This is a genomic window from Rathayibacter sp. AY1C1 (assembly GCF_002932105.1).
Classification (GTDB): Bacteria; Actinomycetota; Actinomycetes; order Actinomycetales; family Microbacteriaceae; genus Rathayibacter.
In genome coordinates this window covers 61117-74488 of record NZ_PSWH01000005.1, presented here as the reverse complement: position 1 = coordinate 74488, position 13372 = coordinate 61117, and the positions used below count along the sequence as shown (strand labels likewise).

The window sequence follows — 13372 nt, the reverse complement described above, 5'->3', positions numbered from 1 at the left end:
TCGAGGGGACAGGACGGACCGGGTCGGAGTACACCCTCTTCGATGATCTCGACTCCGCCGTGGCTCACGCGACGCGGATCCGGCTGCACTCCTAGACGCCCGCTGGCTGCGTGGGATCCGGCGCCCCTGCTGGACGCCTTCCCGATCGACCGCTGGCGGCGCTGAGGACGGGCCGTCAGCGCGGCACTCGGCGCGGTGCCGCCAGCACCGCGTCGAGCAGCTGTGCGAGGTCGGCGGCGCGACGGTGCCAGCCGTACTGCTCCGCGTAGACCGAGCCCTCCCGGTTGGGTCCCGACGCCGCAGCCTCCAGCGCGGACCGCAGCCCGTTCTCTGCGCCCGCAGGGTCGTCGTAGAGCCAGACGCCGGGGGCGGAGCGGGCTCGCAGTGCAGGGGAGGCGGACGAGACGATCCTGAGGCCGGCGGCGAGGTACTCGAAGTACTTCATCGGGCTGCGACCCGCGTTGCCCGGGTCGTCCGAGAGCGGGAGCAGCCCGACGCGGGCGCTCTTCAGCAGCGCGGGCGCCCGGGAGTAGGGCACGGCGCCGAGCAGCTCCACGTTCGCGGGCAGCGTCTCCACGTTCTTCGGGAGCGGACCGGCGAGTCGGAAGGGGACGTCAGGGAACGCCGAGGCGAGCATCCGGACTCCTCCCCAGTCGAAGCGGCGGTCGAGCGCCCCGAGGTAGACGACTCCCGCACGCTCGGCACCGAGACCGTGGAACCGCTCGTACTCGACTCCGTTCTCGAGGACCAGCGTGCGCTCCGGCGCGGCCACTCCCTCGGAGACCGCGCGCAGCACCGGCTCCGACGTGGCGACGAGAGCGTCCGCCCGCTCGAGGAGCTCGATCTCCGCCGCCCGCATCCCCGGTTCGAAATGAGCGTCCGTGGGCCGGTAGACGACACGCTTCGGCTGCAGGAGCTCGAGGAGCGGCACGCCCATCAGGGGCTGGTCGACGATGAGGACATCAGGACGCATCGCCCCACTGGGCGCCCGCCAGGGCCGCAGCGGCACCCGCAGAGACGGCGTCCGCATCCGCGCCGGGAGCGATCCCAGTGGGGCGACGGTGAGCGGTTCGGCGTGCACGACGCCCGCCGCGTCCGTGCGTGGACCTCGCAGCGCAAGACCGAAGCGGGCCCGCACGGTGGCGTCCCGCAGGCGCCCCGCGTGCAGGAGCGAGGACGGCGTCGAGACGTGCGTCACCGTGTTCCCGAGGCGCGAGAGCTCGCGAGCCAGGTGGTGGCTCCCCACTCGGAAGACCCCGACCTCGGCGGTGTGGCTCGCGAAGACGATCTTCACGGGCGCCCGACCGGTCCGGAGGCGTCGACGAGGAGGTCGACGAGTCGTCCTCGCTGCATCCGCAGCGCCGACACGGAGTCTCCGACGCGCCTCCAGTAGTCGGACGGGTCCTCCCGCAGCTCAGCGATCTGGTCGCGGATGAGCGAGAGATCGGCGTCGAAGGCGTTGTGCACGAACCGGTCGATCCCGAGGTCGTCGTAGGCACCCCAGCCCTTCCGCTCGTAGCTCAGATGGACACTCGGAACGCCGCTGCGGATGGTCTGGATGCTGCCGTGCAGCCGGACCGAGACCACGACCGCCGGCCGATCCGCGACTCCGCTGCCGACCGCGTCGCGGAGCAGGCGGAATGGCCCTTCGTGGCCGAGCCGCTCGTAGAACTGCGGATCGTTGTTGCCGCGAGCGGTGGCTTGAGCGAGCAGCTCCGACTCCGGATCGCGCGCGAGGGCGTCGATCCGCGACTCGTAGGCGGCACGTCGCGACCGGCTCGAGGACAGCGCGCGGGCGACGATCCCGACGGGCCCGGGAGCTCCGGCCCGCACGACGGTCCTCGGATCGAACTCGTCGGGGAGGCCCAGAAGGGCCATGTCGGGAGCGCGGTGCACGTTCGCGAGGCCGGACAGCTCCTCGACGGAGCGGTCGTCCCGGGCGAAGACCCCGACGGCGCGGGCCAGTCGCGCCGCGATCACACGGCGGGTCCCGAGATTGAGCGGCCCGATGCTCTGCGGAAGGTAGACGAACGGAACGCGGTCGCTGCGCCGGGGCATCTGGACGAAGTTGGTGCACATCATCTTGACGACTTCGACGGGATTCTTGGTGCGGAGGTAGCCGCCCCCCACGCCGACGACGAGGTCGGACCCGGCGATCGCCCGGGCGTAGCCGGCGCTCCGGCGGCCGGAGAGCAGCGCGACCCCACCGCGTCGCAGCGTCTCGAGGCTGCCGATGCTGCCGGCACGGCCGGTGAGGGGGTGCAGGACACTCTCGTAGAGCTCCTCGTCGAAGCTCGCGGGATCGAGGGCGACGAGCGTGATCTCCGCCGTCGGCAGGGCCGAGAGGACCAGCTCCCGCGCCTCCTCGACGAGCAGGCCGTCGCCGGAGTTGGTGGTGCTGTAGGCGTGGACGATCGTGACCCTCACCGCGCGGCCTCCTCGAAGACGCGAGCATGCGCTGCGATGGAGTCCGACCAGTGGAATCGTCGAGCGTTGATCAGACCCCGGCTCCGCAGGTCGTTGCGGAGGGACGGATCGGCGACGATCTCGCGCATGTGATCGGCGATCGCCGTCGCGCCGATGTCGGTGAGCGTCAGCGCCGCGCCGCCCGCCACCTCGGCGAGCGACCCGCGATCGCTGCAGATGACGGGAACGCCGCACGCCATGGCCTCGACGACCGGGAAGCCGAAGCCCTCGTAGGTGGAGGGGAAGCAGAAGGCGAGCGCTCCCCGGAGCAGCGGGACGAGCGCCTCATCCGGTACGCGGCCGAGGTAGCGCACGCCGCGGGTTCCGCGGACCGCCTCGAGGATCGCGTCGCTCTCCCACGCCGGAGCGCCGGACACCAGGAGCGGCACCCCCGTCTCGTCGAAGACCTTCGAGGCGGCTCGGCACAGCTCGATGATGTTCTTGCGGGGGTCGAGGTTGCCCGCGTAGAGGAAGTACGGGCCGTCGATCCCCAGCTCGTCGAGCGCGACGGAGTCCTGGTCGGTGGAGCGGGTGTTGAACGTGTCGTGGTCGATCCCGTGCGGGATGGTGACGATCTTCCCGGCGGCGTCGGGTGCGACAGTCGCGATGTCCCGGGCGGAGGAATCGGAGACCGTGATGATCGTGGTCGAGAGTGCTGCGAGACGCGCGACGCGCAGGCGCCACAACCGGTCGGAGCTCCGGCTGCGCACATCGTCCACGTGGAGTGTCGCCAGCCCGTGGATCGTGCCGACGATCGGGAGGCGGCTCGGAACCAGCGGCCCCGTGTCCGCGGGGAAGTGGAGGACGTCGATCCCGGAGGGGCGGAGCCTCGGCAGCACGAGTCCCTCATAGGCGCCGTAGACGGCGCTGCGGGCTCGGCCCCCCTCGATCGGAGGTCGGGACAGCACGTGCTGCACGCCGTGTCCGGCGAGCCCGCTGTAGACGGTGCGGGCGTATCGGGTGTTGCCGCCGACCTGTCTGTCGAGGACACGGGCGGAGACGAGCACTGTCGTCATGGCTTCCTCCTCCGAGGGGCGGTCGGCAGCAGGCCGAGGTAGAGCCGCTCGAGCATCTGCGACTGGTGCTGCACGGTGTTCAGGGCGAGGGCGTGCTCGGCGGCGGCGACGAGACGGGAACGGGCCGCCGGGTCCTCCAGATCGCCCCAGTACGACGCCACATCGTGGGGGGAGTGCGCGACCAGGGGCAGGCCGAGGCGATCGAAGGCGGGGATGTCCCGCACGACGAGGGCCAGCCCCATGCCGTGCGCCTCCAGAACGGCCATCGGCATCCCCTCCCACTGCGCGCTGTGCAGGTACACGTCGGCATCGCCCAGTCGGCGGAGCGCCTCGTCGCGGCTGAGCCAGCCGGTGACGTGGACGCCGGCCTGGTCGAGGGCGGTGCGGTGACGCCCCTCGCCTCCGCCGATCCACGTCGCGTCGACGGAATGGCCGGCGGCGCGCACGGCCTCCACGGCCTCGGCGAAGAATCGGGGATCCTTGTGCGTCGAGAGCCGACCGGCGCCGACGAGGCGGAGAGGCCTCGGCCCGCCGGGGCGAGTGGCGGGCGGGAGCGAGGCGGGCACCGAGTTGGGGACGTGCACGACCTCCGCCCGGCTGAACGGCCACCGGCTCAGACGGGCCTCGCGAGCTGAGCAGGCGGCGAACACGGTGGTGTTGAAGGCGAGGACGCCCTCGAAGACCCGGAACGCCGCCCGGGCGGGCAGCGGGAGGTCTCGGCGCTCGAAGCCGTAGCAGTGCGGCGTGTAGACGATCGGACGTCGCCGGCCCGCCCGGACCGCGAGGCGCGCGTACGCTCCGCCGAAGCTGGAGTGCGCATGCACGACAGCGCCCGGCATTCCGGCCAGAACCGTTCGCAGAGCGCGGACTCGGGCGACGTGCCCTGTCGGCAGCGCCGTCACGCCTGCGAACGACGCGAAGGCGCTCTCCGGTACCGGAGAGTCCTCCCGCGGTGAATACACGAGCCTGTGCTGGAAGGCGGGCGTGGCCGCTACGTAGTCGCTGATCGCCGACGCGGTACCTGCGCCGAAGCTCTCCGTCACGTGCACGATCGTGCGCTCGCCTTCGCGCCAGTCCTCAGCGAGTGTGGATCCGCTTGTCAACCGTTCGCGCCCTTCCGGCTTGGCCGAGCCGTGGAAGGCTCCGGTCCCTGTCGATGTCCATCGGACAGGATCCCTCACCGACCACGCGGTCCGTCGGCATGACTCCGTGAGCGATCCTATGTGCTCCCGGCCGACGGTATGAGGTCGAAAGGGGACCACCTCCGGGGGACCGGGACCGTGGTTAGTCTGTAGTCCTACAGAGCTGAACGGAGCTGCTGCAGGAGACGATCGATGATCGATCACGTCGGAGATGAGGCGCGCGATGGCTCGAGGGGGCGCTGCGACCGCGACGACGCGAGAGGGCGCGGCGCGTCTGGATGTCGTCCAGCGGCTTCTGTTCCTCGCCATCGTCTTCATGCCGTTCCAGCAGGCGCTCACCATTCAGGTCGGCTCTCCGCTGAAGATCACCGAGATCGCCGTCATCCTGGCCATCGGCTTCTCCGTGATCACCGTCCAGAAGGACCGGTACACGCCGGTGGGACGGGAGATCGTGCTGGGGCTCGGTGCGCTGGTCGTTCTGGCGACGATCTGGGCATTCCTGTTCAAGCAACCCGAGGTTCCAGCCGCCTACGGCTATGACCTGGGCTTCACCAACGACATGATCCTCTACTGCGGATACGCTCTGCTGGCCCTCGCGGTCTGGTGGTACGTCGGCCACCGACTGGGATTCCAGGACATGGAGCGGGCTCTCTCGATCGCCGTCCGCCTCGCTTTCGTCTTCTGCGCGATCCAGCTGGCCCTCCACCTCGCCGGGGTCCCGCTGCCCGCTCTCCTCAACTCGACGATTCAGATGGGGGCGACCTTCGGCGTCAGCCTGCCGAGGAACGGCCCGTTCCTCGAGGGGAACTACCTCGGTTTCTTCGCCGGGATCGCGCTGTTCGCCTGCCTGCGCCGTCGCGACCGCATCGGAATCGCCGCCGCCGTCGCCTGCCTCGTCTACTCGCAGTCGACGTCGGCACTGATCGCGACCGTCTCTGCGGCGGTCCTCACGGCGACGCTCCGCCCCCAGCGGGGAGTGGGAGTGCAGATCTTCAGCGTCGGCGCGCTGGGCGCGGTGATCGTCCTGCTCGTTCCCGCCCTGCAGCGCTTCGTCCTCGCGCAGCTCTCGAAGCTCGGACTGGGCACAGGCGCCGTCGACGTCGGCACCCGCTCGCTGAACGTCCGATCCCAGTCGTCGAGCACGGGCTTCACCATGGCCGCGGACAATCCGCTGTTCGGAGTCGGACCCGGCCGGTTCGGCGTGTGGAGGACCGACTACTCCCAGGCGGTGGCGGGGCTCACCTCGAACGGCGCCTCTCGCGGTCTCGCGAACAACGTCTACGCCCAGCTCGCTGCCGAGACCGGAGTGATCGCCCTGGCCCTCTTCGCCGTCCTCCTCGTGATGCTGATCGTGCGGGGATATCGGCGCAACGGGACGGCACTGGGTCTGGGGGTCTTCCTCGCCGTCGCTCTGGCCTCCGCCCCCGCGTGGACCGCCTTGACCGTGTGGATCGCGCTGGCGTACGCCGCATCGCTCGCCTCCGAGCCGCTGCCGGCGACGACCTCGATCGCCCGGTCCGGCCTCGACTCGGAGCGACGGGCAGCGGCGGTGTCGCGATCCATGGCGGTGCGTCCGGCGCCGTCCACCGGTCGGCACCGGCAGTTGTCGGATCGACGGTGAGCTCCGCACCCGCGACGACCGAGCTCTCCCTCGATGATGCGGTACACCTCGCACACGCCCTCACCGCGCACCTCTCCTCCACGCACGGGCTCCGCGCCCTGTTCATCAAGGGGCCCACCGCCCATGCACAGGGCATCCGCACGAGACGCGTGTCCAGCGATGTCGACGTGCTCGTCCACCCGGCGGACGTCCAGCGCCTCGTCGACCTGCTGGCCGAGCGCGGATGGATCCCCCGGCCCGACCGCCCGGCCCCGCGCGCGTACCCGGTGCACTCCGTGACCCTGTTCCATCCGCAGTGGACCTGCGACATCGACGTGCACGACCGCTACCCCGGATTCTTCGCAGAGCCGGAGGAGGTCCTCGACGTGCTGTGGACGTCGCACCGGACCGTGACGATCGCGCACAGGAGGGTCGCTGTGCCCTCCCCGGTCGCGGGCGCGGTCGTCGTCGCGCTCCACGCGCTGAAGGATCCCCTCCTGGCTCGGAGCACGTCCGAGCTCGAGTCGGTCATCGGGTTCCTCAGGGGCGCGAGCGAATCGGACCGGGAGGCGCTGCTCCTGCTCGTCGAGAGCACCCGCAGCGCCTACCCCCTCCGCCCGGTGCTCCACGCCCTCGGGCTGGACGTGCCGGACGACCTGGCGGTGCACGAGCGCCGATTGTGGGATCTGCGGGTGGCCGGAACGGGGCGGTCCAGCTATCACTGGGCGCTCGCCTTCGTCGAGGCCACAGGGAAGCGGCGCATCGTGCTGATCGTGTCCGCGCTGACGACCGTGATCGGTCTCACACGCCGGGCGCGCCGGAGGGCTGCGGAGACGGGGATGGTCCGCTTCGATCGGCCGTCGTTGTCAGATCTGCGGGCGTTCCTCGGGCTCGTGCGCTCGCTCGCCGCCGATCGTCGACGCCGTCGCCGAGAGAATGCGACCCACTCGTGACCACCGTCGATCCGGGAGCTCTGGATCACGCCGTGTGGGCGCGATCCGATCAGCTGGCCTTCGTCGAGGACGACGCGCAGGCGGTGCTGCTGAACCTGTTGTCGCCGTTTCCCGTGCCCCTCGTGCTGAAGGGCACGGCGCACGCGATCTGGAGAAGGCTCGAGCATCCGTCCACGACCGTCGAGATCCTCGCGGGGCTCGCCGACGAGTTCGGCGTCCCCCGAGAGGTCCTCGAGGAGGACGTGCTCAGTTTCCTCCTGGAGCTGAGCACAGCAGACGTGGTCCACCGGCTGCCCTCGCGCTGAAGGTGAGACATCGTGCAGCAGTGTGCGCCGTGCGGGGGGTGTGAACGGCGGTCGTGACGGCGGCCTTTCCTCCGTACTGTTCGGGAATGGGAGCATCATCGCGGGATCGAGGACGACGGGCGCTTCTGAGCCTGACGGCGGCAGCGGGCGCGGGCGCCGTGACGGCGGTGGCGACGGCCCCCCCGGCGACAGCGGCCAACGCCTTCCCGGACGCACGGCTGGACGGCTTCCGGGACTCGACCGAGTTCCCGGGAGCGACTGCTGAGCAGCGGCTCCGGGCCGCTCTCGACGCGGCTCACGCCCTCGCGACCGAGTCCTTCCTGGTCGTCTCCGAGCCCGTCGTGCTGACAGCACCCTTGACGATCGACCTCTCGCGTGTGTCGATGGAGTTCGCCGGAGGCGATGTCGATGCGACGGCGGTGTCGGGATCGGCGCTCGTCCTCACCGCCTCCGAGGCCTCCGATGATGCGCCGCACACGCGCGTGAGCCTGCGCGGACTGCGCCTCACGGGTCCCGGCCGAGCGGCTCCTGGATCCGTCGGCCTCGAGCTGTCCTCGGCGACAGGCGTCCGAGGCGCAGGACTGTACGGAGTGGAGATCATCGGATTCGAGACGGGTGTCCGGTTCGGTCCCGGCGCCGAGCATCTGCGCCTCTTCCACGTGGCCGTGGAGGAGTGCGGCACGGGCGTCCTGGTCGCCGGCACTGCCCCTGGGTCGAATCTCGCGATGGTCGGCGGTTCTGTGCGCTCGTGCACGACGGGACTGTCCTCCGCGTCGACCAGTGGCGAGCTGCACACGACGTCGCTGGCCATCAGCGGATGCGATCGCGCGGTCGAGGCTTCAGGGGGTGCCGTCACGCTGCACGCTGCGACCGTCCGCCTGACCCCGGCGAGCACGGTCAGCGCGTTCTCCACCGCTGCGACGACGACGGCCAGGATCAGCATCAACGGCGGCACGGTCTCCGCCGCCGCCCCGCTGGCGGCGGCCACAGTCTTCGAGACGGCTCACAGGAGCTGGGGAGGCGGGATCGTCGTGACGAGCACCTCCTTCCGCAACGTCGCTCCGGCATCGGGCTACCTCGTCGGAGGGACCGGACTCGTCCGGTTGGCGGACGTCTCGATCCTGGACGAGCCCTCCGTCGTGCCGACCTCGGTTCTCGTCCACCGCGCCGCGAACCGGCTCGTCGATGGAGCCTTCGATGTGGGCACGGTCGCGGACGCGTACCTGGACACTCCGGACGCCACCTCTCGGAGTGCGAGCCCGTCGGCCACGCTCGCCGTCGCGTCAGGGCGGCTCCTGGTCCGGAAGACAGGCACCGGACAGACGAGTCTCTCGTTCGATGTGCTCAGCAGACCCGGGCGGGTCTACGCCGCCGACCTCGTCATCGGACAGGCCGCTGCGAACGGGTCGATGATCGTCTCGGAGTCCTTCGTCACCGTCTCCGGTCGTGACGCCCGCGGCATCCCTGTCACCGTCCGCTCGGAGCCCGTCTCCTCGACGACGCAGTCGATGGCGGCGATGGCCGCGGCACTCCCGTTCCGGGTAAGACCCGCGACCGGCGTGGATCGCCAGGCGCCGTCCTGGGCGTCGCATTTCCGCGTGACCGTCGGCCTGAACGACCCCGCCGCGGGAACGGTCGGCATCGACGACGCGGTCGTCACCGAGATGTGAGGACCGGCCGCTCGCGCGGTGGCCCGATGCGTCAGTGGGCGCCGCCTCCGGGGGCGACGACGGCCTGCACGGTTCTTGCGAGCAGCGCGAGGTCCCCGGTGAACGACCAGTTCTCCACGTAGTAGAGATCCAGTCGGATGGCGTCCTCCCAGGAGAGCGTCGACCGCCCGCTGACCTGCCAGAGTCCGGTCATGCCCGGCTTGACGTTGAGGCGCCGGCGCGCGGCCTCGTCGTAGAGCTCGACTTCTCCCGCCACCTGCGGCCGCGGCCCGACGAGCGACATGTCGCCTCTCAGCACGTTGAAGAGCTGAGGGACCTCGTCGATCGAGTACTTGCGCATGAAGCGTCCGATCGGTGTGATGCGAGGGTCGTCAGTGATCTTGAACAGTGGTGTTCCGGACGTTCCCTGAGCGGCGAGCAGCTCGGCGAGCTGATCATGAGCGTTCACCACCATCGAGCGGAACTTGATCATGCCGAAGGGCTTGCCGTTGATGCCGATCCGCGTCTGGCGATAGAACAGGGGCCCCGAGCTCGTCAGCTTGACGGCCAGTGCGACCGAGGCGATGAGAGGCATCAGCACGGCGATGAGGCTCAGCGATCCGACGATGTCGAGGGCACGCTTGCGGGCCTGCTTGCTGCCCTCGAATCGAGGTGTCTCGATGTGCACGAGAGGAAGGCCCGCCACCGGGCGCATGTGGATCCTCGGTCCGCTGATGTCGGTGAGGCTCGGCGCCATGACCAGGTGCTGGCGCCTCGGCTCGAGACTCCAGCTCAACTGTCGGATCTGCTCGGGTGGCAGGTGGTCGCTGCTCGTGATGATGACGGTATCGGCGCCGGTCCGGTTCAGGATGCCCGGCACCGCATCCACCGTGATGTTCTCGAAGACAGGCACCCCCCACCCGCTCACCCGATCGCTGGCCAGATCCTCGGGGATGCACACGCCGACAACGAGATACCCGGCCCCGGTGGCGCGGACGAGCTCGCGGTAGATGTGCTCGACGCTCCGTGGCGAGCCGACGAGGACGACGGAGGAGGAGTACCGGCCCGCGCTCCGCTGCTGCCGCAGCCACACCCTCCAGGCTCCGCGTCCGAGCCAGAGCAGGACGAGGCCGAGCGGGAGCGCGGTGATGATGTACCCGCGGGCGAAGCCGATCTGGCCGAGGTAGGCGACGCACGTGATCACGGCGAACAGCAGGAGCGTCGCATCGAGGATGCGCTTGTACTCCGTCACCTCTCCGCCGAGGACACGGTCTTCGCGTGTGGCGTAGAACTTCAACAGGGCGGCCCACAGCACCACGATCATCGAGGAGACGATCCAGTAGTTCGCGAGCAGGCCCGCGATCTCCGGCTGATGGCCGGCCACGAACAATTCTCGGCTCTCCACTCCGAACCAGAAGAACTGACTGCTGAAGACCGAGAACACGATGACGAGGACATCGGTGATGACGAGTTTTCTGGCCACTGCTCGGGACCAGGAGCTCCGGCCCTTCTCGGAGGAAGAGCTCTTCGTGGAAGTGGGTGTTTGCAGTTTCACCGTGTGAGCCCTGTCTGCGACTGACCGCTGTTCTCTCGCATAAGCGACCTGCCCTCAGCGTAGTGGTCGGGCGTCGTGCTCCTCCGTCCTGAGCGAAGCTCCGCGCAAAGGCCCCTCCTAGGGGATGCTCTCGGCTATTCCGACTATTCCCCGACGATGAGGACGCGCTCGGACCTCCGTTGTGCGCCGTCGACGACCGCTCGGACGTCGGCGGCGGAGACGTCCCGAGCACGGGGAGTCGAGGTGGTTCGGCGGGTCGGATCCGTCGGGCGGCTCAGGTCTCTCGGCTCGCGCGGTCGGCGCTCGTGCGTCCGGTGCTGATGCGGTGTCGCGGCGTCCCGCCGCTGTCGATGGGGCGTGACGCGCAACGGCAGGAGAAGACTCGGGAGAGGCGCCGCGAGAGCTCGCGAGGGGAGACCGGCGGACGATCGTCGGGCACCGACGGCGGGCACGTCGTCGCCGGCAGGGACGAGCAGGACGCTTCCGCTGCCGGAAACGACGACGGCACACTCGTGCTCATCGAGACGGACAGGTGCTGCGCCGGAGTGCTCCTGGGCGTGGAGCCGAGATCGGCGCATGCGTCTGCGGTCATCGGCTCCGGCCACGGCCGCGGCCAGGCGCCCGTGGTCGGGCGCTCCGGGGGCGAGTGCCTCGCCGGCGGACGATCCTGCCTCGACGGGGAGCTGCTCGGAGCCGATGACGAGCCGTGTCACGGCTTCCCGGGGCGCTTCCGCTCTCCGTTCAGGACGTCGCGGATCGCTCGGGTCGTGTCGGGTTCGGGCCGGTGAGCGCGACCGGGGATCGAGGCCCTGTCCCCGTCCGCCCGAGCCGGTCGTCCTGTGAGCGAGGCATCCGCTCGCACGAGCGGGTCCGGTGACGTCCTCCCTCGGTGATCGAGGGGAGGACGTCACCGGACCCGCGAGTCCTGCTCGGGGGGCGCGCCGTCGTCAGGGCGCCCCCTGGTGATCAGCTCAGCCGCAGAGTGCCGCGCCTGCCACGTAGAACGCGCGGATGCCGATGTTCGGCGTCGAGGCCGACGCCACGCTGGTGACGTTCGTGATCGTGACGACGGGGCTGCCGGTGCTGTTGCTGTCCCACGTCCCGGGGTTGCTCAACGGGGTGCGGTAGTACTGGTTGTTGTCACCGATCACGTTGATCCAGTTGCCGCCGATCTCGACTCCGAGGTCCTTCGCCGTGCGTCCGGCCGGAAGTGCGGTGAGCTGGGTGCCGTCCTGGTCGAACACAGCGGCCGTCGTCGCGAAGATGCGACGCGTCGCGCCGAAGACCTGGGTGTCGGCGGCGACCTGACGCAGCCCGGTGACTGTGGCGAGGACCTGCGTCCACGGCGACCAAGACGCTCCGGCCTCGATGGTCTTCGTCGCCTCCCATGCCGTCCCGTCGGTCGCGACGAGCGACACCCGCCACAGGCTGTCGTCGCTGAACGACACGGCGATGTCGAGGACAGTGCGGCCTCCGGGCGCGGCCGCGAGCGCGACGCCGTCCCAGTCGTACACCGTGCTGCCGCTGGCCGAGAACAGGCGGGCTCCGCGGTCGCCGCCGGCGATGATCAGACCGTCATCCGCCGCGATGCTGGTCATGCCGATGCGGATGGGGGTCGTCGTGTCCCACTCGTAGAAGCCGCCGGAGGGGGCGGTGTGCGAGTAGACGTCGCCGTCCTGGGAGACGACGTAGCTCAGGTAGGTCGCAGACGCAGCCGTGTCACCGACGCCGGTCCACGCGACTGCGAAATCGACCACAGTGGTGACAGCTTCCGGCATCTCGGACTCGACATTGTTGCGACGTCCGCGGAAGGTCGAGGTGCGGGTGCCGCTGGTGCCGTTCACGATCGCTGCGGTGGTCGCATCGGCCACGGGAACGGTCGGCTGGGCCGGATTCACCACGCCTGCTGTCGTGGCCGTGATGGTGCCCGTCTGGCTGACTCCGGCGGTGGCGAAACGCAGACCGTTGAAGCCCTCCAGGAGGAGGCTTCCGCCGGCACCCGTGAACAGCGTGCGAGGTGTGGCCGTGCCGTCGTACCAGCGCAGCGCGGTCGGCAGAGTCACCGTCACCGCGATGCCTGCGGCGGCCGGAACTCCGGAATCGCTCACCTGGAGGTAGGCGTTGAACGGGTTGCAGCTGCTCGTCGTGTAGGAAGTAGTGGCATCGCCACCCTCCTGGTCGACGAAAGCGACCGTGCGCACGGTCACCGGGGCCGATGCGGCGGCGAGCGGCGCACCGATCGCCGCGACGACGACGGGAGTGGTCCATGCGGCCGCCTGCAGGACGGTCCGGCGGCCGGGAACCGCATTGCGAGCCGGAACGGGCGAATCAGAAGGGGACGTGTTCGACATAATATGCCTCTCTGGTTGGACGAATGGCCTGCGGATCTTCAACGAACGACCTGAGCCGTAGACGGCAGACGTTCCCTCGGAAGATCCACTGCTCATGTCGCAGCGTCCCGAGAGTTTTTCCGCGACGATTGATTTCGCGAGAGGGCTGTCCTTCCCGCGGCAGGCCTGAGACTACTGCACACCAAGTAATTCCACGCAACGGGGTTCGACGATCTCGAGACAGATGAGAGAGGCTCCGAAACGGCGGCGGAACGACTATCCGCCTCACTCCGAGGTCGCCCTGTTCTGCCGCAAGAGAGATGATTGATCGACAGGTGAGGCGCAGAGCCGTCTCC

General features: G+C 69.8%; 10 protein-coding genes. 4 read left to right on the top strand and 6 right to left on the bottom strand.

Annotation, left to right across the window (positions count from 1 at the left end; translation table 11 throughout):
- Positions 1–175: 175 nt before the first annotated feature.
- The 4 genes from C5C71_RS03965 to C5C71_RS03950 are packed head-to-tail and all read right to left on the bottom strand — an operon-like array spanning position 176 to position 4933.
- Entirely contained in the window at positions 176–1294 is a 1119-nt protein-coding gene (locus tag C5C71_RS03965; RefSeq protein WP_104222796.1) for a glycosyltransferase, read from the bottom strand.
- Positions 1291–2427 carry a polysaccharide pyruvyl transferase family protein gene (locus C5C71_RS03960; RefSeq protein WP_181027183.1) on the bottom strand — a complete coding sequence of 379 codons (1137 nt, stop codon included), beginning with the start codon at positions 2425–2427 and terminating at the stop codon, positions 1291–1293. Before C5C71_RS03960 ends, C5C71_RS03965 begins: the two co-directional genes overlap by 4 nt.
- The gene (locus C5C71_RS03955; protein ID WP_104225715.1) at positions 2424–3482 is read right to left on the bottom strand and encodes a glycosyltransferase family 1 protein; all 1059 of its coding nucleotides are present in this window, start codon (positions 3480–3482) and stop codon (positions 2424–2426) included. The genes C5C71_RS03960 and C5C71_RS03955 overlap by 4 nt, the downstream gene beginning before the upstream one ends.
- A complete protein-coding gene (locus C5C71_RS03950) occupies positions 3479–4933 on the bottom strand; it encodes a glycosyltransferase family 4 protein (RefSeq protein ID WP_258059310.1) in 1455 nt (484 codons plus the stop codon). Before C5C71_RS03950 ends, C5C71_RS03955 begins: the two co-directional genes overlap by 4 nt.
- Between C5C71_RS03950 and C5C71_RS03945 the strand changes: the two genes are divergently transcribed.
- The 4 genes from C5C71_RS03945 (at position 4848) to C5C71_RS03930 (ending at position 9152) form a co-directional block, all read left to right on the top strand.
- Positions 4848–6245 (top strand): O-antigen ligase, encoded by a 1398-nt coding sequence (locus C5C71_RS03945; protein ID WP_181065640.1) that lies wholly within the window; start codon positions 4848–4850, stop codon positions 6243–6245. The genes C5C71_RS03950 and C5C71_RS03945 overlap by 86 nt on opposite strands.
- Positions 6242–7177 (top strand): nucleotidyltransferase family protein, encoded by a 936-nt coding sequence (locus C5C71_RS17470; RefSeq protein WP_181027180.1) that lies wholly within the window; start codon positions 6242–6244, stop codon positions 7175–7177. The genes C5C71_RS03945 and C5C71_RS17470 overlap by 4 nt, the downstream gene beginning before the upstream one ends.
- The gene (locus tag C5C71_RS17465; RefSeq protein WP_181027179.1) at positions 7174–7482 is read left to right on the top strand and encodes a PqqD family protein; all 309 of its coding nucleotides are present in this window, start codon (positions 7174–7176) and stop codon (positions 7480–7482) included. The genes C5C71_RS17470 and C5C71_RS17465 overlap by 4 nt, the downstream gene beginning before the upstream one ends.
- Before the next feature lie 167 nt (positions 7483–7649).
- Entirely contained in the window at positions 7650–9152 is a 1503-nt protein-coding gene (locus C5C71_RS03930; protein WP_146076940.1) for a hypothetical protein, read from the top strand.
- A gap of 31 nt (positions 9153–9183) precedes the next feature.
- Here the strand turns inward: C5C71_RS03930 and C5C71_RS03925 are convergent, their stop codons facing one another.
- Together C5C71_RS03925 and C5C71_RS03915 are read right to left on the bottom strand one after the other, a co-directional pair.
- Entirely contained in the window at positions 9184–10614 is a 1431-nt protein-coding gene (locus C5C71_RS03925) for a sugar transferase (RefSeq protein ID WP_258063295.1), read from the bottom strand.
- A gap of 1043 nt (positions 10615–11657) precedes the next feature.
- The gene (locus C5C71_RS03915) at positions 11658–13037 is read right to left on the bottom strand and encodes a hypothetical protein (protein WP_146078822.1); all 1380 of its coding nucleotides are present in this window, start codon (positions 13035–13037) and stop codon (positions 11658–11660) included.
- Positions 13038–13372 lie beyond the last annotated feature (335 nt).